At 68.6% G+C, this 22,374-nt stretch carries 24 protein-coding genes and 7 pseudogenes; 18 read left to right on the forward strand and 13 right to left on the reverse strand.

Annotated features, from left to right (window positions below):
* Window positions 1-50: 50 nt before the first annotated feature.
* Both QQS16_RS00950 and QQS16_RS00955 read left to right on the forward strand, forming a co-directional pair.
* Window positions 51-650: a helix-turn-helix domain-containing protein gene (locus tag QQS16_RS00950; RefSeq protein ID WP_286059601.1), complete on the forward strand. Its 600-nt coding sequence runs from the start codon at window positions 51-53 to the stop codon at window positions 648-650.
* 38 nt (window positions 651-688) lie between these two features.
* Window positions 689-958: pseudogene (locus QQS16_RS00955) on the forward strand (transposase); the annotation flags it as partial.
* Here the strand turns inward: QQS16_RS00955 and QQS16_RS00960 are convergent.
* Together QQS16_RS00960 and QQS16_RS00965 are read right to left on the reverse strand one after the other, a co-directional pair.
* A pseudogene (locus QQS16_RS00960) lies at window positions 948-1,214 on the reverse strand (transposase); the annotation flags it as partial. The pseudogenes QQS16_RS00955 and QQS16_RS00960 sit on opposite strands and share 11 nt — an antisense overlap.
* Window positions 1,215-1,292: 78 nt before the next feature.
* Window positions 1,293-1,579: pseudogene (locus QQS16_RS00965) on the reverse strand (helix-turn-helix domain-containing protein); the annotation flags it as partial.
* Between the two features lie 102 nt (window positions 1,580-1,681).
* On the opposite strand from QQS16_RS00965, the pseudogene QQS16_RS00970 reads away from it, so the two are divergent.
* Window positions 1,682-2,388 (forward strand): annotated as a pseudogene (locus tag QQS16_RS00970) (SDR family NAD(P)-dependent oxidoreductase).
* Window positions 2,389-2,649: 261 nt separating this feature from the next.
* Here the strand turns inward: QQS16_RS00970 and QQS16_RS00975 are convergent.
* From QQS16_RS00975 to QQS16_RS00990, 4 genes are all read right to left on the reverse strand, one after another.
* Window positions 2,650-2,814, reverse strand: coding sequence for a nuclear transport factor 2 family protein (locus tag QQS16_RS00975; protein WP_286059603.1), 165 nt, complete (start codon window positions 2,812-2,814; stop codon window positions 2,650-2,652).
* A 99-nt stretch (window positions 2,815-2,913) separates the two neighbouring features.
* Window positions 2,914-3,330: an SRPBCC family protein gene (locus tag QQS16_RS00980; RefSeq protein ID WP_286059605.1), complete on the reverse strand. Its 417-nt coding sequence runs from the start codon at window positions 3,328-3,330 to the stop codon at window positions 2,914-2,916.
* Window positions 3,330-3,731 carry a RidA family protein gene (locus QQS16_RS00985; RefSeq protein WP_286059606.1) on the reverse strand — a complete coding sequence of 134 codons (402 nt, stop codon included), beginning with the start codon at window positions 3,729-3,731 and terminating at the stop codon, window positions 3,330-3,332. Before QQS16_RS00985 ends, QQS16_RS00980 begins: the two co-directional genes overlap by 1 nt.
* A 52-nt stretch (window positions 3,732-3,783) precedes the next feature.
* The gene (locus QQS16_RS00990; RefSeq protein WP_286059608.1) at window positions 3,784-4,431 is read right to left on the reverse strand and encodes an NAD(P)H-binding protein; all 648 of its coding nucleotides are present in this window, start codon (window positions 4,429-4,431) and stop codon (window positions 3,784-3,786) included.
* Between the two features lie 93 nt (window positions 4,432-4,524).
* Here QQS16_RS00990 and QQS16_RS00995 point away from each other — a divergent pair, with 93 nt between their 5' ends.
* A complete protein-coding gene (locus QQS16_RS00995) occupies window positions 4,525-5,205 on the forward strand; it encodes a GntR family transcriptional regulator (protein WP_286059610.1) in 681 nt (226 codons plus the stop codon).
* Window positions 5,206-6,093: 888 nt separating this feature from the next.
* Here the strand turns inward: QQS16_RS00995 and QQS16_RS01000 are convergent.
* Window positions 6,094-6,882 (reverse strand): IclR family transcriptional regulator, encoded by a 789-nt coding sequence (locus QQS16_RS01000; RefSeq protein ID WP_286059611.1) that lies wholly within the window; start codon window positions 6,880-6,882, stop codon window positions 6,094-6,096.
* Between the two features lie 146 nt (window positions 6,883-7,028).
* On the opposite strand from QQS16_RS01000, the gene QQS16_RS01005 reads away from it, so the two are divergent.
* From QQS16_RS01005 to QQS16_RS01015, 3 genes are all read left to right on the forward strand, one after another.
* Window positions 7,029-7,988 (forward strand): 5-dehydro-4-deoxyglucarate dehydratase, encoded by a 960-nt coding sequence (locus tag QQS16_RS01005; RefSeq protein WP_286059613.1) that lies wholly within the window; start codon window positions 7,029-7,031, stop codon window positions 7,986-7,988.
* Between the two features lie 236 nt (window positions 7,989-8,224).
* Complete coding sequence (locus tag QQS16_RS01010; RefSeq protein WP_286059614.1) at window positions 8,225-9,562, forward strand: gluconate:H+ symporter; 1,338 nt, start codon at window positions 8,225-8,227, stop codon at window positions 9,560-9,562.
* Window positions 9,563-9,603: 41 nt separating this feature from the next.
* Window positions 9,604-10,935, forward strand: coding sequence for an enolase C-terminal domain-like protein (locus QQS16_RS01015; RefSeq protein ID WP_286059615.1), 1,332 nt, complete (start codon window positions 9,604-9,606; stop codon window positions 10,933-10,935).
* A 490-nt stretch (window positions 10,936-11,425) separates the two neighbouring features.
* On the opposite strand, the gene QQS16_RS01020 is transcribed toward QQS16_RS01015, so the two are convergent.
* On the reverse strand, window positions 11,426-12,394 hold the full coding sequence (locus QQS16_RS01020) for an AraC-like ligand-binding domain-containing protein (protein ID WP_286059617.1): 969 nt from the start codon (window positions 12,392-12,394) through the stop codon (window positions 11,426-11,428).
* A gap of 577 nt (window positions 12,395-12,971) precedes the next feature.
* Between QQS16_RS01020 and QQS16_RS01025 the strand changes: the two genes are divergently transcribed.
* Window positions 12,972-13,439 carry a peptidoglycan-binding domain-containing protein gene (locus QQS16_RS01025; RefSeq protein WP_286059619.1) on the forward strand — a complete coding sequence of 156 codons (468 nt, stop codon included), beginning with the start codon at window positions 12,972-12,974 and terminating at the stop codon, window positions 13,437-13,439.
* A gap of 59 nt (window positions 13,440-13,498) precedes the next feature.
* On the opposite strand, the pseudogene QQS16_RS01030 reads toward QQS16_RS01025, so the two are convergent.
* A pseudogene (locus QQS16_RS01030) lies at window positions 13,499-13,684 on the reverse strand (DALR anticodon-binding domain-containing protein); the annotation flags it as partial.
* A 156-nt stretch (window positions 13,685-13,840) separates the two neighbouring features.
* On the opposite strand from QQS16_RS01030, the gene QQS16_RS01035 reads away from it, so the two are divergent.
* On the forward strand, window positions 13,841-14,470 hold the full coding sequence (locus tag QQS16_RS01035) for a class I SAM-dependent methyltransferase (RefSeq protein ID WP_286059620.1): 630 nt from the start codon (window positions 13,841-13,843) through the stop codon (window positions 14,468-14,470).
* Between the two features lie 170 nt (window positions 14,471-14,640).
* Here QQS16_RS01035 and QQS16_RS01040 read toward each other — a convergent pair whose 3' ends face one another.
* The gene (locus QQS16_RS01040) at window positions 14,641-15,045 is read right to left on the reverse strand and encodes a hypothetical protein (protein WP_286059621.1); all 405 of its coding nucleotides are present in this window, start codon (window positions 15,043-15,045) and stop codon (window positions 14,641-14,643) included.
* Window positions 15,017-15,358, reverse strand: coding sequence for a hypothetical protein (locus tag QQS16_RS01045; protein ID WP_286059622.1), 342 nt, complete (start codon window positions 15,356-15,358; stop codon window positions 15,017-15,019). Before QQS16_RS01045 ends, QQS16_RS01040 begins: the two co-directional genes overlap by 29 nt.
* Before the next feature lie 317 nt (window positions 15,359-15,675).
* Here QQS16_RS01045 and QQS16_RS01050 point away from each other — a divergent pair, with 317 nt between their 5' ends.
* The 3 genes from QQS16_RS01050 (at window position 15,676) to QQS16_RS01060 (ending at window position 17,300) form a co-directional block, all read left to right on the forward strand.
* Complete coding sequence (locus QQS16_RS01050) at window positions 15,676-15,945, forward strand: IS110 family transposase (protein ID WP_286059623.1); 270 nt, start codon at window positions 15,676-15,678, stop codon at window positions 15,943-15,945.
* Window positions 15,929-16,699 (forward strand): IS110 family RNA-guided transposase, encoded by a 771-nt coding sequence (locus QQS16_RS01055; RefSeq protein WP_286066171.1) that lies wholly within the window; start codon window positions 15,929-15,931, stop codon window positions 16,697-16,699. The genes QQS16_RS01050 and QQS16_RS01055 overlap by 17 nt, the downstream gene beginning before the upstream one ends.
* Window positions 16,700-16,994: 295 nt before the next feature.
* A complete protein-coding gene (locus tag QQS16_RS01060; protein ID WP_286059624.1) occupies window positions 16,995-17,300 on the forward strand; it encodes a barstar family protein in 306 nt (101 codons plus the stop codon).
* On the opposite strand, the pseudogene QQS16_RS01065 reads toward QQS16_RS01060, so the two are convergent.
* Window positions 17,301-17,828, reverse strand: a pseudogene (locus tag QQS16_RS01065) (IS5 family transposase); the annotation flags it as partial.
* Between QQS16_RS01065 and QQS16_RS01070 the strand changes: the two are divergent.
* On the forward strand, window positions 17,748-18,776 hold the full coding sequence (locus tag QQS16_RS01070; protein WP_286066562.1) for a hypothetical protein: 1,029 nt from the start codon (window positions 17,748-17,750) through the stop codon (window positions 18,774-18,776). The pseudogene QQS16_RS01065 and the gene QQS16_RS01070 overlap by 81 nt on opposite strands.
* A 102-nt stretch (window positions 18,777-18,878) precedes the next feature.
* A complete protein-coding gene (locus QQS16_RS01075) occupies window positions 18,879-19,265 on the forward strand; it encodes a hypothetical protein (RefSeq protein ID WP_286059625.1) in 387 nt (128 codons plus the stop codon).
* Window positions 19,266-19,361: 96 nt separating this feature from the next.
* Here the strand turns inward: QQS16_RS01075 and QQS16_RS01080 are convergent, their stop codons facing one another.
* Window positions 19,362-19,772 carry a VOC family protein gene (locus QQS16_RS01080; protein ID WP_286059626.1) on the reverse strand — a complete coding sequence of 137 codons (411 nt, stop codon included), beginning with the start codon at window positions 19,770-19,772 and terminating at the stop codon, window positions 19,362-19,364.
* Between the two features lie 300 nt (window positions 19,773-20,072).
* Here QQS16_RS01080 and QQS16_RS43785 point away from each other — a divergent pair.
* From QQS16_RS43785 to QQS16_RS01095, 4 genes and pseudogenes are all read left to right on the forward strand, one after another.
* Window positions 20,073-20,304: pseudogene (locus QQS16_RS43785) on the forward strand (transposase); the annotation flags it as partial.
* Window positions 20,286-21,042, forward strand: a protein-coding gene (locus QQS16_RS01085) for an IS5 family transposase (RefSeq protein WP_502963742.1) whose coding sequence is annotated in 2 segments (ribosomal slippage) — window positions 20,286-20,557 and window positions 20,556-21,042 — 759 coding nt in all. Because the reading frame shifts where the segments join, the coding sequence is not laid out codon by codon here. The pseudogene QQS16_RS43785 and the gene QQS16_RS01085, both read left to right, overlap by 19 nt.
* A gap of 194 nt (window positions 21,043-21,236) precedes the next feature.
* Window positions 21,237-21,950, forward strand: a complete 714-nt coding sequence (locus QQS16_RS01090; protein WP_286059628.1) for a hypothetical protein — start codon at window positions 21,237-21,239, stop codon at window positions 21,948-21,950.
* A complete protein-coding gene (locus QQS16_RS01095) occupies window positions 21,950-22,261 on the forward strand; it encodes a hypothetical protein (RefSeq protein ID WP_286059629.1) in 312 nt (103 codons plus the stop codon). Before QQS16_RS01090 ends, QQS16_RS01095 begins: the two co-directional genes overlap by 1 nt.
* Window positions 22,262-22,374 lie beyond the last annotated feature (113 nt).

The following is a 22,374-nucleotide window of genomic DNA, read 5'->3' on the forward strand; positions in this document are numbered from 1 at the left end:
AGGGGCAGGGGCAGGGCCCAGAGATTTTGCGAAGACTGCAAAATGGCCGCATGGACACCGAACTCGCGGAACTCATCGACAGCATCGGGCCACGACTGCGGGCCCTACGGCGCGACCGCGGCCTCACCCTCGAAACCCTCGCGGGGGACACCGGAATCTCGGTGAGCACGCTGTCGCGCCTGGAGTCGGGCCGGCGGCGTCCGACGCTCGACCTCCTCATCCCGCTCGCCCGGGCCCACCGCGTCGCGCTGGACCAACTGGTGACTGCTCCGGCCACCGGTGATCCGCGAGTCCATCTCAAGCCCCGGAGCCGGGAGCACGGGAGTGTGCTGGTCCCGCTGACGCAGTACCCGGGCCGGGTCCAGGTCTTCAAGCAGGTGCTCGCCCACCGGGAACCGAGACTGGTAACCCACTCCGGCTACGAATGGCTCTACGTGCTCGCCGGCGAGCTCCGCCTCATCCTCGGAGAGCGCGAGATCACTCTACGGCCGGGCGAGGTGGCCGAGTTCGACACCAGTGAACCCCACTGGTTCGGCCCCGCCGGCGCCGAAGCGGTGGAAATCCTGCACCTGTTCGGTCCCCACGGCGACCAGGCCGTCGTCCGCACCGGCCCGGCGGTCAGGCCTCCTCGGGACCGGCCGAGGGCGTGATCGTCCGGTTCGTCCGGCCGGTGGATCCCGGTTACCTTCTGGCACCCATGACCAGGAACTCCGGCTCCTCCATCCGCGGCGAACACCTTTCCCGACCCGGCAATGAGCAGCTCAAACGGGCCTTCTACCTCGCCGCGTCCGCCTCGCCCTCCCAACCCTCGTCCCGTGCTTGTCACGACCGAAAACGTCGCGAGGGGACACACCACGCCGCAGCCCTCGTCGCACTCGCCCGACGCCGCATCGACGTCCTCTTCGCCATCTTCCGCGACGCCACCTTCTACCAATCGCCCACCCCGGTTACAGCTTGACCAAGCCCATAGAGGCACCTCTTCGGCCCGTCGCGGCGGCGTGCTGGTGGGCGCGGACGATGGTGGAGCCGATCTGCACCAGCCAGTCGATGTCGCCGACCGCGTCGGCCTTGGCCTGGATTCGCTGAAGGGCCTGGGTGAACACGCCGTCCAGGGCGTAGCGGCGAAAGCGGGTGTAGAGGGTCCGCCACGGGCCATAGCGTTCCGGCAGGTCACGCCAGGAAATCCCGTTCCTGATCTGGTAGACCATCCCGTTGCGGACTTGCCCGGTCCGACATACGCGGTCGACCCGTCGAAGTCCGCAGTATCAGCGGATCGAGTAACTCCCACTCCTGTTCGGTGAGTTCAAAATCAGCCCCGCCAGCCCGAACAGGTAGATTCCCTCGTCCCGCGACAGCCGCAGCGCACGGGCCAGTACCTCGATGACCTGCCCGGAGGGATTGGCCGCCCGGCCCTGTTCGAGGCGCGTGATGTAGTCGACCGAGATCCCGGCCAGCAGGGCCAGCTCCTCGCGCCGCAGACCGACCGCGCGCCGGTGGCCACCGGAGGGCAACCCGCCGCCTCCGGGGCGACCCGGTCGCGCCAGCGCCGCAGCGCCTGTCCGGATTCCGTCGCCGTCAGGTGCCCCAGTGAACACCGCCGGCCCCGCATGTGCCTGGTACTCGCAGTTCCAGGAAGAAGGGTCTCCTGGCTAGTCATGCCACCGCGCCGCAGTCTGGACGCATGACGACGACACTGATCACCGGAGCCAACAAGGGCATCGGCCACGAGACCGCCCGCCAACTCATCGCCGCAGGTCACACCGTCTACGTGGGTGCCCGCAACGCCGAGCGCGGACGCCGGGCCGCCAAGCAGCTGGGCGCACGGTTCGTCCTCCTCGACGTCACCCACGACGCCACGGTCGAGGCCGCGGCCAAGACCGTCGAGGCCGACGGCGGCCTCGACGTACTGATCAACAACGCCGGAATCGCGAGCAGGGCCGACGCCCACAGTGTGCCCACCGCAGCGACCGTGACCGCCGACCAGATGCGGAAGACCTTCGAGACCAACGTCTTCGGCGTCGTCCGCGTCACCCACGCCTTCCTGCCCCTGTTGCAGCGATCGGGCGCACCGGTCGTGGTCAACGTCACCGGCGGCCTCGCCTCGCTGACCAACCTCTCCGACCCCGGGCATCCCACACACTTCTACCGGGCGTCGCCTACCCGGCGTCCAGGACCGCGGTCAACATGCTCACCGTGCAGTACGCGAAGGCGTTCCCGGACATGCGGATCAACTCCGTCGAGCCCGGATTCATCAAGACGGACCTGAACGACAACACCGGCACGCGGACCGTCGAACAGGGCGCCGAGATCATCATCCGCATGGCGCAGATCGGTCCCGACGGCCCGACCGGGGGCTACTTCGACGCCAACGGTCCACTGCCCTGGTGAGTCACAGCTGCACCAGCCGGGGCGCCGCGGCCTCCGCGCGCAACAGCGCCCCGGTCTGACGAATCAACTTCCGTGCACAGCCCAGCAGTCCGTTTAGGACGACTACCCGGCTCAGGTGCCGGTGCCGCGGGTGTTCGGCGGTGAACCCGATCCCGCCCAGCACCTGCCGGCAGGGTAAGGCCGCGGTCAGCGCCGCCTGACCGGCCGCCGCCTCGGACAGCAGGGAACCCCAGGCCGTCCTCACCCCGGCCGTGTTCGCATCTAGGATTCTGGCGCGTCGTTGGTGTGGTAGATCTTGCTGACAATGGTCCACGTGCCCTCGATTTTCAGCAGGTTGTAGTAGTCGGTGAAGCACAGGCCGGAGACATCGTTGGTATCGACACGCGCGTTGGCTGCGGTGCCGGTTACGTTGATGTAAGCGATCACGGCGCGGCCTTCGGGCGAGGGGATGGGCCTGGGGTTCCTTCCGTGCGGCGTGGCGTACCTGGCGCTTACCAGTTCTGACGGGTGAGGGAGATGATCAGGTCATACTGCGAGGGCCGGGGCGTAGGCCGCTTCGAGGACTGCGGTGGCGTCCTGGGCGGTGGTGCCCTCGGCCGGATCGAAGGTGGCGTGCCGGCTGAGGAAGGCGCCGCCGGTGTCGGCGACGGGCTGGACGTGCAGCGTCGAGCGGTAGCCGCGGACCGGCAGCGGTGCCTCGAGGATCTCGTAGCTCAGCTTCCGGTCGGCGTCGTCCAGCGCCACGAGCCGTTCCCGGTAGAAGCTGCCGTCCACCCCGGTGAGAAGGCGGACCGCACCGGGGGTGAGCCCGCCCCCGCCCCCGATGATCTCGCTCGCCCGGATGGCCGGGTGCCAGTCGGGCAGGCCGTTGAACCGCCGGACGACGGCCCATGTCTCGTCTGCGGAGCTGGTGAAGACGGAGCTCCAGTACGCCTGTGCCATCAGGCGGGCAGACGGGTGTCCACGACGAAGTTGGTCTCGATGAGCTGGCCGGGGAAGAACAGGTGGGCGACGCCGATGGTGCTGCTGGTGGGGCGGTGGTCGCCGAAGTAGGCCAGGTTGGCGGCCGCCATGGCGTTGTTGTACTTCGGCAGGTCGACGATGTACTGGGTCTCGGAGACGACCTGGTTGCGCGTGGCGCCGTAGTGGGCGAGGACCTTCTCGAAGTTGGCGAAGACCTGCTCGCTCTGGGCATCGAAGTCGTCGGAATGGAGGAATTTGCCCTCTGCGTCGTGGGAGAGCTGGCCCGAGACGTAGATCGTGTGGTCGACCTTGATGGCCTGGGCGAAGCCGAACTCACGCTCGCCCGAGACGCCGTGGCTGTAGGAATCGATCGCAGTCATGATGGCTGTCCTTCTCTGGTGGGGGATGCAGGGGTGGGCAGGAGCGCCGGGCTCAGACGAGGCGGGCGACCGCGTCCGCGATGGGGGTGTCGCCGGAAGTCAGCTCGACGATGACATGGCTGAGGGCGGGCTCGTGCAGTGCGGCGTCGATGAACGCGGCGACATCGTCGCGGTGTACGTCGCCGTACTCCACGGCGGGCCCGGCGGTGACCCGCCCGGTACCCGGTCCGTCGAGCAGCGTGCCCGGGCGGACGATCAACCAGTTGAGGCCTGTGCGGGTGAGATGGACGTCGGCACTCTTCTTGACCCTGACGTAGTGCTCGAAGCCTTCGGATGCCCCATCGCCGCGCAGGGCGTCGGGGAACACGGAGACGAGGACGAAGCGTGGGACTCCTGCGGTCTCGGCCGCAGCGGCTGCCTTCTCCAGGCCTTTGCCGTCGATGAGCGTGGTCTTGTCCATGCCGGTTCCGTGGGCGCCGGCCGAGAACACCACTGCGTCGTGCCCGGCGAGCTTGCCGGCGAGCTCGTCTACAGAGTCGGCGATCAGGTCGCCGGTCACCGGCGCCGCACCGGTCGCGCGGATCGTGTCCGCCTGGGCCGGGCTGCGGTGCATGCCGGTCACCTCGTCACCGCGCTCGGACAGCAGGCCGGCGAGCCTCCTGCCGACACCTCCGGCGGCACCGATCTGGAACACCTTCATGGGCTACGCCTCTCTCCTGATGGGACAACCGAGCGACCGCTCCATTGTCGCAATGTCAACATTGGGACAACGACGGAATGTTAACATCACGACATGGAGAAAACGCAACTCAACGATCGCGCGGTGGCCCCCGCCCGCCGTCGCGGACTGGCCGACGAAGTCGCCGACCGGATCCGGGAGGCGATCTTCAGTGGTGCATACGCCCCCGGGGCACCGCTGCGAGAGGTCGAACTCTCCGGCGTGCTGCAGGTCAGCAGGGGTCCGGTGCGGGAGGCTCTGCGCGTACTGGAGCGCGAGGGACTCGTGCACTGCGCCTGGCACCGCGGCACCGTCGTCACGACGCTGTCCGCAGAGGATGTCGCCGAGCTCGACAGCCTGCGCGGCGCGCTCGAGGATCTCGCCGTCCAGCAGGTCATCGCGAACGCCTCGGACGAGGACCTCGCCACCATCGAAAGGGCGGCCGGCGGGCTGGATCACACGACGGACCCACACGCCATGGTCCGCCTGGACATCGCCTTCCACGACGCCGTGTTCGCCGCCACCGGCCACCAGCGGCTCGCCGCGGCCTGGGAGACCATCCGCTGCCAGGTCCACCTGTTCCTGCTCACCCGCATCGGCCTCAGCACCGAGGGCTACCTCGACTGCATCCCCCAGGAGCACCATGCACTGGCCGCCGCCCTGCGCGCGCGCGACTCTCAAGCCGCCCTCCCCCTCTTCGCAGCCCACCGCCGCCATGCGATGGACGTCGTCACCGGCACGTCGAACCCGGCCTGAGAACCGGGCCGCCGTCATCTGGGCGCCGCCCAGGGTTGGCGAAGCCTGTTCTCTTCGTCATCGCCCGCCCCGGCAACCATGGGCATGTGCGACGACAGGCGGTCACAGGTAGCCACCGCGTACTGCTGGCAAAGCTCGACCGGTCCGTCCCTTCAGCAGCCGCGCCGACGATGAAACGATCCCGCGCCGCGCAGGACCGCATCAGGCCAGGCGCACGCCGGATCGGTCGGCGGCGTCCGCTGGTGTGCGGGGCCGTGGTGCGGCGCAGCGACAGCCCCCAGGTCGAGGGGCTTGTCCATGTCCGGCCGGAAGGTGCCGTACGGGTTGATGTTGGACCAGAACAGCGCGGTCAGGCCGCGCCCTTCCTCAGCGGTCAGCTTCTTCGCCCATTTCGGCTCGGCCAGGATCTGCTGGAGCAGCAGGGTGTCTACCTGTTGACTGAACTACCAGGGGGTTTGCCCAGTTCAGGCGACAACGCCGGATGCAGGTGGCTACGGTGTGATCGAGAGAGACGGGCAAGGCCGAGATCTGAGGTGGCTGGTCGTACCGCGGGCCGGTTCACTCGCGGAGACCGGCGATGTGTGGGAGCCGTGCAGGCTGCTTGACCAGATGGGCGACGTGGTTGAGTCAGTCGCGGTGTACCTGAGGGACCTCCTGGCGATCGGACGGCCTGCTACGGCGCAGCGCGGGTGCCGGTAGGGAAAACGGCAGGATGATCGGTAGGGGCTCTGTAGACATGTCTGCCTGTCCCGGCTGCGCAGGGGATGCTCAGTCGCACCGCTCCGTCACGGCCTCGGTTCCGGCCCTCAGCCCACTGTCCCGCAGGAAGCACAGCAGCAGTACCCGAACAGCGGGCCCGCCAGCGGGGAAGGCATGCCGTCCGCAGCCTCAGCGCCAGTCGGGTGTGCCCGGGACGGGTGGCAGGTGGTCTTCGATCCTCGCCCGTACCTCCCGCATCACGGAGACAATGCGGGCCTCGTGGTCCCGGGTCAGGCGGGCCACCGGGACCGAGCAGCTGATGGCGTCGGTGGCCGGTGTGTCGTAGCGCAGGGCGAAGCCGAACCCGGCGATACCGGTCACCGTCTCCTCGCGGTCGATGGAGTAGCCGCGCTCGCGCACCTGGGCCAGGTCGGCGAGCAGTGCGGCACGGTCGGTGCGCGTGTTCTCCGTGAGGGCCGTCAACGGCCCGAGCCTCATGTCCAGTTCGTCGTCGGTGCGCTCGGCGAGCAGCGCCTTGCCGAGCGCACCGGCATGGGCGGGGACACGGCGGCCGACCCGGCTGATGGTGCGCAGGTACTCGTGGGACTCACGGGTGGCGAGGTAGACGACGTCCGCGCCGTCGAGCCGTGCCATGTGGATCGTCTCGCCGAGCGCGTCCGACGCCTCGTCGAGGTACGGCCGGACCGCACGGATGCGCCGGTCGCCGTCCAGATAGCCGGTACCGGTGAGCAGGGCGCGGATCCCGATGCCGTAGAGGGAGCCGGTGGCGTCGGTACGGACCCAACCACAGTCGACAAGGGTCTGGAGCAGCTGGTACATGCTGCTTCGCGGCACGCCCAGTTCCTCCGCGAGTTCGTCCAGACGCGAGGGCTGCTCGCCCCGCGCGGCGAGCAGTTCCAGCAGCGCGACGGTCCGGGCCGCCGACTTCACTCCGCGGACACCTCTCTCCTCCGACATGGGGCCATCGTAGATCCGCCGCCGATCCGGGCGAGCCCGGCTGATTCCGGTCGGTTGCCGGTTCCTCCCTACCCGTTGACCCATCGTGTTCATCCCTCTAACCTCCATCTGCATACGTAGACGTCATCTGCATACAGGGATGGGACATGGCAGGTATCAACGCGGAGGCAGCAGGGGTCGCCCAGCGGCTCCGTGACGGAATGACGAGCGGGGTGCTGTCCTTCCCCCTCACGAGCTTCCGGACCGACGGCAGCCTCGACCTGGACGCCTACCGGGCGTACCTGGCCGACCGGCTGGCCACCGCACCCGGCGCGGTGTTCCCGGCCTGCGGGACCGGAGAGTTCTTCTCGCTGGACGAGGACGAGTACCGGGCGGTCGTGCGGACCACCGTCGAGGCCGCCGGCGGACGATTGCCGGTGGTGGCGGGCATCGGCTACGGCTGGGCGCAGGCGCTGCGCTTCGCCCGTATCGCGGAGGAAGCCGGCGCGGACGCCGCGCTGGTACTGCCCCACTACTTGGTCGGGGCCCCGCAGGACGGTCTGGTGGAGCAGCTGCGCCGGATCGCCGACGGCACCCGATTGCCGCTCATCACGTACCAGCGCGGCCAGGTCGCCTTCACCGCCGACAGCCTGCGCCGGATCGCGCGCATCCCCACCGTCGTCGGCCTGAAGGACGGCCACAGCGACCTCGACCGGCTCCAGCGCCTCACGCTCGCCGCGCCCGAGGGCTTCCTCTTCTTCAACGGAGCCGCCACCGCCGAGATCCAGGCCCGCGCCTACGCCACGGTCGGCGTTCCCGCCTACTCCTCCGCCGTCCACGCCTTCGCACCCGAGATCGCGAACACCTTCTTCGCCGCGCTGCGGGACGGGGACGACGCGGGCGTGACCACGCTGCTGCGCGAGTTCTACGTCCCGCTGGTCGAACTACGCGACCGGGTGCCGGGCTACGCCGTCTCGCTGGTCAAGGCCGCCGCCCGGCTGCGCGGCTTCCCGGTCGGCCCGGTCCGCGCCCCGCTCACCGACCCCGGCCCGACCGACCTCGCCGACCTGGAGAAGGTGCTGGATCACGGCCTGGGCCTGGTCGGCACCGTACGACGACCCGCTTGACGAACCGGGGCACCCCTCGTGCCCACCGTCTCTCCTCTCCTCGCTCCTCCCATGGGCGGTACGGCCCCAGCCCACCGCCGTGAACGCCGCCCGTACCACCCTTCCCGCACCGGCACGCGACAGCGCCCTACCGCTTCTCCCTGCCGTGCGGCCGATCACGTCGCGCACTGATCGGGCCGCCCCCGCGGTCGGCGGCGCCAACGACTGCTCACTCAACAGTTCAAAGGGGAACTGTCATGCCTCTCCTCGTAGTCGGGATCAGTGTTCTGATCCTGCTTCTCCTGATGACCAGGCTGAGGGTCAACGGCTTCACGGCCCTCCTGCTCGTGGCGGTCGGCGTCGCACTGGTCCGGGGCATCCCGGTGGCCACCATCCCCGACGTCCTCTCCGAAGGCATCGGGGACCAGATCGGCGACACCATGCTCACCATCGGACTCGGCGCCATGGTCGGCCGTGTCATGGGGGACTCCGGCGCCGCGCAGCGGATAGCCGGCAAGCTTCTCGACGCCTTCGGCCCACGCTGGGTCCAGGTGGCCATGGTGGTCACGGCCATGCTGATCGGCGTGACCATGTTCTACGAGGTCGCTTTCATCATCATCGTGCCGATCGCGTTCACGCTGGTCAGGGTCACCGGGGCGAAGCTGCTGTGGGTGGGCCTGCCGATGTCCATCGCCCTGTCCACCATGCACAGCTTCCTGCCGCCGCACCCCGGCCCCACCGCGGTCGCCGCGACCTTCCACGCCTCCGTCGGACTTACGCTCTTCTACGGCCTGTTCATCGCCGTCCCCGCCGGCGCGCTCATCGCCCTGACCTGGCCGCGCCTTCCGTTCATCAGGGCGATGGACCCCTCCATCCCCAAGGGCCTGGTCAGCGACCGCCAGTTCACCGACGAGGAGATGCCAGGCCTGGGCTGGTCGCTGTTCGTGGCGCTCTTCCCCGTGGCGCTGATCGTGGCCGCCGCCGTGACCGACATGGCCACCTCCACCGAGAGCCCGTTCCTGAACTTCGTCGCCTTCATCGGCTCGGCACCGATCGCGCTGCTGCTGACGTTGTGCCTGGCCATCTGGGCCTTCGGACCGCGGATCGGCCGGAGCCTGGAGGAGGTCGGCGCCTCCTGCACCTCGGCGGCCCAGGCGATGGCGATGATCCTCCTGGTGATCGGCGCCGGCGGGGCCTTCAAGAACGTCCTTGTCGAAGGCGGGATCTCCGACTACATCAAGGACGTCACGGACGGCTGGTCCGTCTCGCCGATCGTCCTCGCCTGGCTCGTCGCCGTCATCCTCCGCGTCGCGCTCGGCTCGGCGACGGTCGCCGTCGTCACGGCCTCCGGCGTGGTGCTGCCGCTCCTGGCGGGCAGCGGGGTCCACCCGGAGATGATGGTGCTCGCCGTCGCCTGCGGTTCCATCGCCTGCTCCCACGTCAACGATCCGGGATTCTGGCTGTTCAAGGAGTACTTCAACCTCTCCGTCATCGAGGCGATCAAGGTCCGTACCACCTATACGACGGTGCTCGCCGTCCTCGGCCTGGGGGGCGTCCTGGTGGCCGAGTGGGCCCTCGACGTCCTCAGCCTGTAATCCGACTCGACTTACCCATGACACAAGGGACTTGGACCAGCATGAGCAGTCAGCCGACCATCACCGAGTTCGCCGTCTACCCCGTCGCCGGCCGGGACAGCATGGAACTGAACCTCTCCGGCGCGCACGGCCCGTACTTCACCCGCAACGTCGTCGTCCTCACCGACTCCGAAGGCCGTACGGGACTCGGGGAGGTGCCCGGCGGCGAGAAGATCACCCAGACGCTCCGTGACGCCGAACCCCTCGTCATCGGAGCGAAGGTGGGGGACTACAAGCGCGTCCTGCGCGAGATCGGCGACCGGTTCGCCGACCGCGACGCCGGCGGACGGGGCGCCCAGACATTCGACCTGCGCACCACCGTCCACACGGTCACCGCCGTCGAGTCGGCGCTGCTCGACCTCCTCGGACAACACCTCGACGTGCCCGTCGCCGCACTCCTGGGCGATGGCCAACAGCGAGACTCCGTACGGGTGCTGGGCTACCTCTTCTACGTCGGCGACCCGGACCGCACCGACCTGGAGTACGTCCGCGAACCGGACTCGCCCGTGGTGTGGTACCGCCTCCGGCACGAGGAGGCCCTGACCCCGGAGGCGATCGTCCGTCAGGCCGAGGCGGCCTACGACCACTACGGGTTCCGGGACTTCAAGCTCAAGGGGGGCGTCCTGGCGGGCGCCGAGGAGGTGGCGGCCGTACGCGCTCTCAAGGACCGCTTCCCGGAAGCCCGCATCACCCTCGACCCGAACGGCGCGTGGTCACTGCGCGAGGCGATCGAGCTGTGCCGGCCCCTGGCCGGCACGCTCGCCTACGCCGAGGACCCCTGCGGAGCCGAAGGCGGCTACTCCGGACGGGAGATCCTCGCCGAGTTCCGCCGCGCCACCGGCCTTCCCACCGCCACCAACATGATCGCCACCGACTGGCGCCAGATGACCCACGCCCTGGCCCTCCAGTCGGTGTCCATCCCGCTGGCCGACCCCCACTTCTGGACCATGCAGGGCTCCGTGCGCGTGGCGCAACTGTGCAACGCGATGGGCCTGACCTGGGGCTGCCACTCCAACAACCATTTCGACATCTCCCTGGCCATGGTGACCCACTGCGGCGCCGCGGCCCCCGGCGAGTACAACGCCCTGGACACCCACTGGATCTGGCAGGAAGGACTGGAACGGCTCACCACCACCCCACCACGCATCGTCGGCGGCGAGATCGCCGTCCCGGACGCCTCCGGCCTCGGCGTCCACCTCGACATGGACCGGCTCCTCGCGGCCCACGACCTCTACCGGGAGAAGGCGCTGGGGGCACGCGACGACGCCGTCACCATGCAACACCTCATCCCCGACTGGGAGTTCGACAGCAAGCGCCCCTGCCTGGTGCGGTAGACACCAACCCGGGCACCCGCCCGTCGTTTCGAGTCGAACCCTTCCTGGACGGGGCGTACGCGAGCCCAACCAGCCGGTCCCACGTCGAGACGATCGTCACTGTGTTCGGGGTGTCGCTGCGGCTGAAGAATGCCTTGAGCAGGCCCGGCGACTGACGGGCCAGATCGGTGCGGCATTCAGGGCAGTGCCGGCCGTCCGCGGGCGGGGCGTGCTCGACGACTGCCCTTCAGGATGGGTCTGCCAGGCACTGGCCAGCCGGGAGCCGGGGCGGCGCAGGCAACGGCGGGACATGCCGCGCCCGGATGTCAGTCGCCGTCGGGGCGCGGTCTGGTGCGCCGCTGGCCTGGAACGGCCTGCAAGCTGTGTAACGCCTACCTCTTGCCAGACCGAACCTGTTCGTCAGCAGGGAGCAGGCCGGACGCACCCGGGTCTGGTTCCCCATCCAGTACGGCGTGCAGCTCTCACGCGAAACATGGCCGCGCCGAGGCCATCACGCGCAGGAGCGGGGGTGGTTCTGGTCGCGCCAGGCCCGAGGCGAGAGTCCGTATGCCTGTTTGAACACCTTGCTGAAGTGGGTCGCGTCCACGAAGCCCCACCTTCGTCCTATCGCTGCGATGGTCCGCAGCCGGCCGTTCGGGCCGGCCAGCTCTCGCCTGCATTCGGCCAGGCGGCGTGAGCGGATCCAGTCGCCGAGGCTGATGCCCGACCCGGACAGCACCGCGTAGAGATGGCGTACGGAGATGCCGTGTGCGGCGGCGATCCGAGCCGCCGACAGATCGGGGTCAGCCAGGTGTACCCGGATGTACTGAGTGATCCGCAGGCTGAGTGTCGCCGCCAACGGGCCTTTGGTAAGGCTGGAGTTTCCGTGCTGGGACGTCAGGACGGCGCGGAGGAGTTCGACGCTGGGCTCCACGACGGTTTCGGCGTGCACACCCTGGTGCAACTCGTCGCTGACGGCCAGTTGGGAGAAATAGGTGAAGGCCAGAGGCGCAATGGGGTTGTCGGGTCCCAGGGTGAGTGAGCTGGTGTCTCGCAACAGCCGGTCCGGGAGCGCGAGCGCCGCGCGGGGGAAGCGCAGGAAATGGTGGTCGACTCCCTCGTCGAAGAGAAGTGTGTAGGGAGCGATCGATTCGTAGACGGCGAATTCCCCCGGTCCCAGTAGACACTCGCGTCCGTTCTGCGCCACCAGGCTGGTGCCCCTCACCTGCAGGCCGAGGAAGACGGCAGGTTCTTCGTCCTCCCGGGCCAGCCGTTCCGTACGACGGATCGTGACCGCCGTCGCCCGCGCCGAACAGATCCTGAGGGGTCCGACGGTGCCGAGTCCTATACGAACGGAGAGGTCCTCAGCGGGAGGACCGTGATCGATGTCGACCGCCACCACGGATTCCCACACCGCGGTGCGGACCACTTCCTCCCGGTCTCGCGGCGGTATGAACGCGGTGTCCAGAACCGGGCTCATCAGGCAGACCTTCGTCTGCATCGGTCATACAGCCAGCCTGACCATACCTCGGCCCGTTCCCCCACAAGTCCCCCCGCGGACAGTTCCCGCCGTCAGCTTGGCAGGATTCGATCTCGCTGCGCAACGGCTTCGACGGGCGCACACAGGGCCCTCACCTGATGCGGCGTCACCTTAAGGCGGTGCACAACTGACAAAGCTCCCTGCACGGATGACAAAGTCCGAGACCCACGATGACCCTAAGGTCCATGAGCGAGGCCAGAGAAAGGGGAGTCACATGCGCGCCATTCGCGCAGGCCGCAGGTTCTGCGCGCACCCCATGTCCCGGCCTCATTCTGCATCAGTCGTCACGGCGACCGGGGGCCCCGCCCTCCTGCAGAATCGGCCATCGCCCGCTCGTGGTCGTCCCGCCGTAGTGACTCGGCGGGCAGCGTTTCAGCAGGTCAGTGTCTGGGACGTCCCGGGGCAATGCCACTACTGGGTCAACTGTGGCCGGACATTGCGCCGGAGCTGCAGTCTCGTTGCGGAGTCGGCTGGTGCGGTCGGTTCCGTTCATCGCACGTCAACGGAGGGGAACAGCATGCGAGCTCTCACGAAGGCACTCGTCAGTGCCACTGCCGTGATCGGGATCGCCGCCGGCGGCCTGGCCACCGCGGGCACGGCCACGGCGGCTCCCGCCTCCGCACAGCAGCAGGCGGCGAGCGCCGAGGTCGCGCCGCTCGCGGTGGTGAACCTGGGGCTGAACACCACCCGGGCCAAGCACTGGCAGTGCTACCTGCGCGACCTGGGTTACAGGCCCGGCACGATCGACGGACAGCTGGGCACGGACAGCTGGAAGGCGGCGCAGAGACTGTTCAGGGCCCTCGGCTACTACGACGATTCCATCGACGGAATCGTCGGACCCAACACGATCACGGGGCTGCAGCGCTTCCTGAACTATATCGGCGACTACAACGGCGGCAACTACAACCTTGCCGTCGACGGGGTGGCCGGACCGGCGACCAAGGACGCGTTCTGGGACTTCAACGGCCCGAACTTCTGCGCCTGAGCGAACGCCCCGGCCCGGCCGCTCCCGCAGGGACGGGCCGGGGCGTCTCTTCAGGTACCTCATAGCCGCTGCGGCGTCCGGATGCCCAGCAGGGCCATACCCCAGTGCAGTGTGCGGGCCTTGGTATTGCACCTGAACAGGCGGCTCTCCACCTGCTCGGGCCTCTCGGCCTTCAGCACCGGGCACTTGTCGTAGAGGGACGTGTTCAGCAATGCCACCTGATACAGGTACGCCGTCAGCTTGTGCAGGCGCCGCAGCCGTCGTTGGGCAGGGCATCGCGTGCATGACCATCCGACCCCCGCGGATACGCGAGCGAGCCCCGGGCCACATCGGTCCGGGTCTGTCTGATTCCCGGGGGTCCGAGAACTGCTGTGAACGGCACGGGTGTTAACTTCCTTCCCGTGTTGAATCACCAGGACGAGACCAGGGCGTCCTACGACGGGGTCGTCGAGCTGTATGCATCGATGTTCGCTAATCGCCTGGAGACGCAGCCGTTCGCGCGGAACATGATCGGCACCTTCGCCGAGCTCGTGCGTGGCACGGGGAACCTGCGGGCAGCCGATGTCGGGTGCGGACCCGGCCATTTGACGGCCATGCTGCACGACTTGGGGTTGGACGCCTTCGGGATCGACCTCTCCCCGGCTATGGTCGCCCACGCGCGGCGGGCCCATCCGGCGCTGCGGTTCGACGAAGCGCGAATGGAGGCCCTGCCGGTCGAGGACGGCGCGCTAGGTGGAGTGCTGGCCCACTACTCGATGATCCATACCCCACCTGAAGAATTGCCCGCGCTGCTCGCTGAGCAAGTGCGTGTTCTGGCATCGGGGGGTCTGCTCCTGGTGTCGTTCTTCGGGACCGAGGGGCCGGAGCCGGTCCGCTTCGATCACAAGGTGGCGCCTGCCTACAGCTGGCCGGCGGAGCAGTTTGCCGAGTTGCTGGCCGGTGCCGGACTCGTCACGGTGGCTCGGCTGCTCCACGACCCAGCGTCCGAGCGGGGCTTCCTCGACACCCACCTGCTGGCCCGCCACCCGTAGAACATGGCCCGTGGCCAGGTCGGGGTGGGGTACACCATCCGCGCGGATGAAGCTCGTCCAGTTCACCGCCGGAGCCGGGGGCGGATGCGGAGCGGACCAGCGACTCCGCGACCGCCCTCGGCACACGGACATCACCAGGGAAGATGGAAGAATTCCCTTGAAGATCAAGTTCACGCCCGACCGTAGCAGCGACATAGGGTCTGGCTACGAGAAGGCCTGGCCAGGTGCGGTGCTCGGGCGGTGACCAGACGACGGATCTGGCTCTCCAGCGCGTTGATGCGTTCCGAGAGACGGCGGCAGTCCGCGACGAGTTCGGCAGCGATGGCCGCGAGCGTCCCGTGATGCTGGATCAAGGCGTGGGCCAGGTGGTCCAGGATGCACAGGCGGCGCAGGCCGCGAGAGGCGACGGCCAGCTCCGGGTCGAGCTCGTGCAGGAACCAGCCCAGCTTGTTGCCGATGGCGGTGCGCTGGGCCACCAGCGTGCGCCGATGGTCGACCAACAGTTTGATGTCCCGGCTCGGGCCGTCCAGGCATGCCTTGGGCAGGTCAGGCTCGCGCAGAGCACCCCGGGCCACTGCCTCGGCATCGATCGGGTCGGATTTCCCGCGCTCCCGGGCTGAGCGTCGTGCGCCCGGCCATCAGCCGGGTGTGCACCCGCACCACCGCGTGCCCGCTGTTCGGGAGGTCGGCCTCGAACCGGCGGGTCAAATGGCGGCAGTCCTCGACTGCCACCAGCACCGATCCGAAACCGTGCAGCCAGGCCAGAGCCTTGAGATGGCCAACGGGCCTGGCGGCCACGGTCAGTTCTGCCAGCCGCTTTCCTAGCGGATCGACCGCTACCAGCGTGTGCGTGTTCTTGTGTCCGTCTATCCCGACGACAATCAACATGCCTCCCAGCGGCGATACCGGATGCTCACGTGATCGTCCGGTGCCGGGGGCACGCCTCAATCGGGCCAGCGGCACGCTCCTGACTTGTTGAATGGAGCCCAGATGCTCGGTCTGCAGCCGTAGCGTCCAGGGTGTCGGTCGGCACGGGCCCGCAGTGCTCCTTGCCGCCCTCGGGCTGGCTCACTGATAGCGTGCCGCCGCCGGCCGACACCCGCGCGGTGTGGCTCGACAGAGGCATGAAGGTGACACGGTGACTTCAAGTCAGGGTGCCCACCGCACTCCCCTTCCTGTCTCATCGAGTGCGAGGGCACCAGCCTGTGATCCTGATCGGCATCGATCCCCACAAGTCGTCCCACACCGCCGTCGCCGTCTACGCCGCCGGCCACCAGGTGGCCCAACGCCGGTTCGTCGTCGACGCCGGGACCTTCCGCCAGCTGACGCGCTGGTGCGAGCAGTGGCCCGACCGCCGCTTCGCGGTCGAGGGCGCCGGCGGCCTGGGCCGCTCGCTCGCCCAGCAGCTGGCCGCCGCCGGCGAGAACGTCGTCGACCCTCTCGGCCCGGGCCCGGCTGCTGGCCACCGGCGGTGACCGCAAGACCGACGCGAAGGACGCCCTCCACGTCGCCCAAGTCGCCCTCTTCCGCCATGACCTGCGACCCGTGGTCCAGGAAGACCAGACCACGATCCTGCGGCTGCTGACCGAGCGGCGCGACGACCTCGTCCACGAACGCCCCCGCGTCCTCAACCGACTTCACGCCGTCCTGCGCGATCTCCTGCCCGGCGGAGCACCCACCGGCCTGTCGGCCGACAAGGCCGCCGCCCTGATGAAGGGGATCCGGCCGGTCACGGCCACCGACAACTGCCGCCGGGACATAGCCCGTGACCTGCTGGCCGACCTGCGCAGGCTGGACCGGCAGGTCAAGGACAACCAAACCGAGATGCGCGAGGCCGTCGCCGCGACACGCACCACGCTGACTACCCTGCCGGGGCTGGGGACCGTGCTGGCCGCGAAGGTCCTCGGCCACATCGGGGACATCAGGCGTTTCCCCACCGAGCACCACTTTGCCAGCTATACCGGCAGCGCGCCCCTGGACGCCTCCAGCGGCAACAACGTCCGCCACCGGCTCAACACCGGTGGCAACCGTGCGCTGAACTCGGTCCTGCACACCATCGCCGTCTGCCAGATCCGCGACGGCGGGCGCGGGCAGGACTACTACCTCCGCAAGATCAGTGAGGGGAAGACGCCTTCGGAGGCCCGCAGGGCTCTCAAGCGACGGCTGTCCAACGTGGTCTACCGGATCATGAAACGCGACCAACGGACTCACCTCGCTCAAGCCGCTTGACACACAGAGGCGCTATCAAGCCACACCGCACCGGACAGCCTGCGACCGGCGGGCGGCACATCGCCGACAAGCCACCGCCGTACGAGGCAGCGAAGAAACGAGCCAGCCCGCCGGTCGACAGGATCCTGCCACCAGAGGGCGGCACATCAAGGACCAACCACCAAAGGCGGCTTCGGTCCGTGTCCACCCGCCGATCGCCAACAGCCTGACATTGACGCGAAGAAAGCCGAGGCCGCCTAGGCCCTGTCTCTTTGGAGCTCTGACGCCTTGGAAGATGGCCGATTACTCTGTCGTGATGGCCAAGAAGATTGAGTCCGAACTGGTGGTTGACCTGCGAGGTAGGCCGATCGAGACGCTCGATGATTTCTGGGACGCCGTGGCTGAGCCTTGCGGACTGCCGGAGTGGTTCGGCCGGAACACGGAAGCCTGGCGGGACACCATCCAGACGCGGGGCATCTCCGAGGTCATCGATAGCTATGACGTCCTGGTCGTGCACGTGGACAAACGAGGAGTCTTCGCTGCCCGGAACGGTGAGGCCCGAGCCCTGCGAAGCGCCTTCTCGGGGAAGCAGTCCCGCCTGGTCGTGCACGAGCTGCTCTGATCACCGCGTCGAGCGGCACCAGATCAGGATGGCTGCCAAGTGCAAAGCAGCCTCGTAGGCCAGGGCAAGCTTGTCCGTGCGCATTGCCAGACCACGCCATTGCTTCAAGCGGTTGATGCACCGTTCGACGGTGTTGCGCTGCTTGTATGCCTCCGCATCGAAACCTGGCGGCCGGCCTCCGGCTCGCCCTCTCCGCAGGCGGTGTCCGACCTGGTCGGCAGGCTGCGGGATGACGGCGCGAATGCCCCGCCGTCGGAGATGGCCGCGGATCGCGCGGGAAGAATACGCGCGGTCCGCGAGGACGGTCTCCGGCCGAGTCCGGGGCCTGCCGAGTCCGCGCCGGGGGACGCGGATCCTGGCCATGACGGCCTCGAATGCCGGAGCATCGCCCGCCTGACCAGCGGTGACGTAGAGGGCCAACGGCCGTGCCCGGTTGTCGCTGGCCAGATGTACCTTCGTACTCAGGCCGCCTGGCCGCCGTCCTGGCCACCGCCGACGCGGTGGCCGAGCGCGATCGCCGGGCTCGATTCGGAGCGGGGACTCCTGACCTGGCGGCATGACTTGCCGTCCGGCAGCCGGGTCTTCCTGTCCGAGCACGGCTTCGAGGTGCTGACGGCGGTCTGCCGTCCCGGCTCCTGCCGCCTGACCGGCTGGGACGCCCGGTCAGGCGGGCTCCGGTGGACGCGCGTGGTGGCTGGGGCGGTACGGGTCGTGGACGCCTGCCGGGCCGACGGTCCCGCCACCGCCGACGGCCACAGCGGGGCCGGCTGCGGAGCCCACCTGATCACCCCCGACCGTGTCGGCACCGTCGACCCGGACGACGCCGAGCTGCACTGGCAGGCGGGGCTGCGGCCGCCCGACGGCACCGTCGACCGAATCATCAAGGACAACGACCGGGTCATCATGGTCACCGCACCGGCCGAGGGCAGCTGCCGCGCCACCGTTCTCGCCGGCGGGGTGGAATCCGGCGACGGGGACCGCGGCTGGCGGTACAGCTTCGTCTGGGACCAACCTCAGGCCCCCCGCGACGAGCGCACCGGATGCCGCTGGGACCCCGCCCTTCCACTGATCGTCGGCTTCCGCCTGGTACTGCCGGACGCCGAAGGCGCCCTGGTCGTCAATCCCTACTTCGGGACCCTGCGCCCCTTCCGACGCCTGGCCCCGGGCGAGTACCTGGTCAGCGATGGCGCCAGGAACGAGATCATCCGCGCACACGGCCGCCCCGACCGGCTCCTGTACGCAGACGCCGACCAACTGGTCCGTCCCCGCGGGCTGAGCCCCGCAGCGCGGTCCGTCACAGGCGGTTTCTGGCAGGACGGACGACGATTGCTCCTGCTGGATCGCCGGGGCAACACCCTCTGGAGCGGCACATCGAACTGCCAGGCGTTCCGGCACGCTGACAAAGGCGTCGGCGGCCCGCTCACCTACTGCGACGGCACCGACTTGGTGACCCTGCGCCCCGTGTACGAAGACTGACAGCGTCCTCGGACTTCTCGCACTTCCTGGTGCTCCCCGCTCGCGGTGGCCGGCCCGATACCTCAAGACGCTAGGAGGGCACGGATCTGGTCGGCGGAGCGGGTGGGGGCGGCGCGGGAGGCGATCGTCGGCGCGTTCACCGCACCTTTGACGGCGCCTGGGACGCTGCTGCTGGGACGCTACGACACGGCCGGGCGGCTGCAGTACACCGACCACACCACCACGCTGCCGCAAGCAGCCGGCCATGCTCTCACGCCGCTGCTGGCCCCGGCCGGAGGCGAGCACCCGTGGACGGGCTGGACGTTCTCCGCCGCGTGGGGCACGAGGGAGAACTTGACCGTCACCCTCGTGCGCCCCGAGATGGTGGCGGAAGTCGGCGTCGACGTCGCCCGGGACAGTGCCGGGCGTTGGCGGCACCCGGCCCGCTGGTACCGCGTCCGGCCCGACCTCTCCCCTGTCGATGTCACGCTGTTCGGCAACCCTGGATAGCCGCCGCTGTCGCCTGTGCTCAGCGTGCCTGCGGCAGCGCGTCCAAGACGCAGCGGCCCTCGCAGGGAGTGCCTCCCGGCGATGAGTGGACGCCAATTAGTCGCGCTTGGGCCAGATCGGGCCCTGGTCGGTCCAGATGACACCCTTGTTGCGGCACAGGCAGAAGGGGTGGCCGATCGGGTCGGTGTAGATCTGCCAGCCGTAGCCGTCGGGGCCGATGAAGTCCTGCCTCAGCGTCGCGCCGAGGTCGAGGACGCGGCGCTGCTCGGACTCGATCTCGTCCACTTCGAAGTCGAGGTGGAACTGCTTGGGGTGCTCGCTGTCCGGCCACTGCGGAGCGCGGTAGTCGTCCACCCGGATGAATGCCAGTTCGATCTCGCCGAACTGGATGCCAGCCCAGTCCTCGGAGCTGCCTTCCTTGATCGGACGGCCCGTCACCTCGGAGTAAAAAGCCGCCAGCTTCATCGTGTCCGGGCAGTCGATAATGAAATCGGTGAGTCGCAGCATTCCGCGATCTTGTCACGAGCTCACACCCGACTTCAAGGAAGATCCTAGGAGGTCGTTTTTCCCTTGAGGGGCGCTTTGGCCTGCACTTTCTGACGGCGGGTCGTCGTCTCGGCAAGGCTGGTGGGAGCGAGGTGACGGATGTGCTGGGCGGTGTGACGGCTGGGACAGATTGCGCTTGTGCCTGTCTCATCCCAAGACGCCGGCACACGTGCTTCCGGCGTCGGCGGTGCACGCCGGGGCGCACGCCCCTGGCCGGCGGTAGGTCCAGGTCATGGCCGAACACGCCCGTATCCGAGTGATCTGTCCGACGCCCGCTGGGAGTTGATCGCACCGGTGCTGTCCGCATGGCGGGCCGAGCGGCGCCGGCATGCGCTGAACATCGGACGCCTGCCCGAGCACGATCTGCGCGAGATCATGAACGCGATCCTCTAAGTGGACCGCACCGGCGTGCAGTGACGCTACGTCCCGCACGACCTCCCGCCCTGGGAAACCGTGTACGGCTACTTACGCCAAGTGGCAGCGCGATGGCGTGTAAAGCAGGTGGAAGGGCGTCCCCGGGTGTCTGACCGGCAGGCCCTGTGCGGCATCCTGTTCGTCCTGCACACCGGCATCAAGTGGGAGTACCTACCCCCGGAGCTCGGCTTCGGCTCGGGCATGACGTGCTGGCGGCGTCTGGCGGCCTGGAACGAAGCCGGCGTCTGGGACCAGCTGCACCAGCTGTTGCTGAACAAGCAGCGGTCGAAGAACCAGCTGGACTGGTCCCGGGCGGTGATCGACTCCTCCCATTCAGAGCGGCTCGGCGAGGCCCAAAAGCGGACCCAGCCCGGTCGACCGTGCACGGCCGGGCAGCAAGCACCACCTCATCACCGACGGGCAGGGCGTCCCGCTCGCGGTGTCGCTGACCGGCGGCAACCGCAACGACGTCACCCAACTCCTGCTCGACAAGCTCCCCGCGGTCGCGGGAGTCGTCGGCCGGCCACGACGCCGGCCCGACATGCTCTTCGCCGACCGCCGCTACGACCACGACAAATGCCGACGGCTCCTCCGCGAACGCGGCATCCGGCCGGTGATCGCCGAACGCGGCCAGCCCCACGGCACCGGCCTGGGCACCTTCCGCTGGGTCGTCGAGCGGACCATCTCCTGGCTGCACGGCTTCCGCCGCCTGCGCATCCGCTGGCAACAACACGACGACATACACGAGGCATTTCTCGGGCTCACCGTCTGCCTGATCACTCACCGCCACGTCCAAAGGCTTTGTTGGGGCCAGTAAAGCGGGCCGCCGTGGAGGGCGGGTTGTGAGCTGGGCGAATAACCCGTCACCGGGCCGTCAACGCGCTCCAACGCCCCCGCGGCGGCCCGGGATGTGCGCGACTGGCCAAGACGATGTGTGGACCAGCCCCCCACACGGAGCGTCGAGGTTTCCCTTCGCACCCCTCCAATGGCATGATCGATTGACTGTTCGAGGTGACGGACCTGGAGGGGGAACAGGTTGTCTTTCGAAGAGGAGTGGGCCCAGTTGAAGCCGACGCCCTGGCGCGTCAGCAGACCGGCATGCAACTCGATCAGCTGCCAGCAGACAGCGGCGGCGGGGCCGTCGCCCCGGCTACTGGTTCCCTGGTCGCCAACGCCGAGTCGATCAATGGCAACGCGAATCTGCTGATCGAGATCGCGGGCTTTCTCCACGAGGGGCGGCCTGATGCCGAACTGACCACCATGGCCCGCGAGTCCCGCGAACCCCGGGCGCCCGCGGACGTGGCCAAGCAGGTCGCACGGTTCGCGGGATTCGCTCCCTTGAGCCCGATCACTCCTGAGAGCCTGCCGTGGCGACTCGGCGGTGACCCCGACAACACGTTCATGGGCCCCATCGCCATCCAGGTGCGACGCGGCGCCGAGGTTCTCGCTTACGACCCGGAGCACCTCACCGATCAGCAGCGCGGCATGGTGGAAACAACCCTGCAGGATCCCGCGCAGAACATCTTCATCGCTTCGGAGTACCTGGCCCAGCTCAAGGCGGAGAGCGAGTTCGCCGATGTGCCGGCCGAGGAGATGACACCGGCCCAGTACCAGGAACTCGCCGCGCGTTACAACGGCGGGCCGTACTGGGAGACCGACGACGCCCAGGACTACGGGCGTGGGTTCGCGAACAATCTGGACGAGGCAAGGAACGCACTGCGCTGATGACCAGCCCTTCCCACGTGGACGACGACCGCGGCTGCCTCCGTGTGGTCCTCGCTGTACCCCTCACCCTGCTCACCCTTATCGCCGCGTACTTCTGCTGGACGGCGCTGGCCATCACTCCGTCCGGCACCTGGGACGACGACGCGTACGCCGGAGTCGTGCTGTCGTGCGTCGTCACCATCGCGGCCGCCGGGGCTGCGGCGGCGCTGTGGCTTGTGCCTTCGGTGCGCAGGGTCATGCCGTGGTGGTGGATACTTCCCGCTCTGCTGTTGAGCGTGGTTGCAGGAGCGCGTTGGGCCGTGGGCGGGTAGGTCCACCGCCACCGTCACGCTCGGTTCGCTGCACATGCGCGAACCTCCGAATCAAGCGGCGAGACTGCCGAAAGGCCACAACTCACGCGTCAGGTCTTCGCCATTGTGGGAGG

Origin of the sequence: Streptomyces sp. ALI-76-A (assembly GCF_030287445.1) — a bacterium.
In the GTDB taxonomy this organism is placed as follows: Bacteria; Actinomycetota; Actinomycetes; order Streptomycetales; family Streptomycetaceae; genus Streptomyces.

Excerpts from the sequence above, each read along its gene's own strand:
- QQS16_RS00950 (WP_286059601.1), top strand. The coding sequence starts at position 51 with ATGGACACCGAACTCGCGGAACTCATCGACAGCATCGGGCCACGACTG.
- QQS16_RS00980 (WP_286059605.1), bottom strand. The coding sequence starts at position 3,330 with ATGGCACAGGCGTACTGGAGCTCCGTCTTCACCAGCTCCGCAGACGAG.
- QQS16_RS00985 (WP_286059606.1), bottom strand. The coding sequence starts at position 3,731 with ATGACTGCGATCGATTCCTACAGCCACGGCGTCTCGGGCGAGCGTGAG.
- QQS16_RS00990 (WP_286059608.1), bottom strand. The coding sequence starts at position 4,431 with ATGAAGGTGTTCCAGATCGGTGCCGCCGGAGGTGTCGGCAGGAGGCTC.
- QQS16_RS00995 (WP_286059610.1), top strand. The coding sequence starts at position 4,525 with ATGGAGAAAACGCAACTCAACGATCGCGCGGTGGCCCCCGCCCGCCGT.
- QQS16_RS01000 (WP_286059611.1), bottom strand. The coding sequence starts at position 6,882 with ATGTCGGAGGAGAGAGGTGTCCGCGGAGTGAAGTCGGCGGCCCGGACC.
- QQS16_RS01005 (WP_286059613.1), top strand. The coding sequence starts at position 7,029 with ATGGCAGGTATCAACGCGGAGGCAGCAGGGGTCGCCCAGCGGCTCCGT.
- QQS16_RS01010 (WP_286059614.1), top strand. The coding sequence starts at position 8,225 with ATGCCTCTCCTCGTAGTCGGGATCAGTGTTCTGATCCTGCTTCTCCTG.
- QQS16_RS01015 (WP_286059615.1), top strand. The coding sequence starts at position 9,604 with ATGAGCAGTCAGCCGACCATCACCGAGTTCGCCGTCTACCCCGTCGCC.
- QQS16_RS01020 (WP_286059617.1), bottom strand. The coding sequence starts at position 12,394 with ATGAGCCCGGTTCTGGACACCGCGTTCATACCGCCGCGAGACCGGGAG.
- QQS16_RS01025 (WP_286059619.1), top strand. The coding sequence starts at position 12,972 with ATGCGAGCTCTCACGAAGGCACTCGTCAGTGCCACTGCCGTGATCGGG.
- QQS16_RS01045 (WP_286059622.1), bottom strand. The coding sequence starts at position 15,358 with ATGTTGATTGTCGTCGGGATAGACGGACACAAGAACACGCACACGCTG.
- QQS16_RS01060 (WP_286059624.1), top strand. The coding sequence starts at position 16,995 with ATGGCCAAGAAGATTGAGTCCGAACTGGTGGTTGACCTGCGAGGTAGG.
- QQS16_RS01070 (WP_286066562.1), top strand. The coding sequence starts at position 17,748 with ATGTACCTTCGTACTCAGGCCGCCTGGCCGCCGTCCTGGCCACCGCCG.
- QQS16_RS01080 (WP_286059626.1), bottom strand. The coding sequence starts at position 19,772 with ATGCTGCGACTCACCGATTTCATTATCGACTGCCCGGACACGATGAAG.
- QQS16_RS01095 (WP_286059629.1), top strand. The coding sequence starts at position 21,950 with ATGACCAGCCCTTCCCACGTGGACGACGACCGCGGCTGCCTCCGTGTG.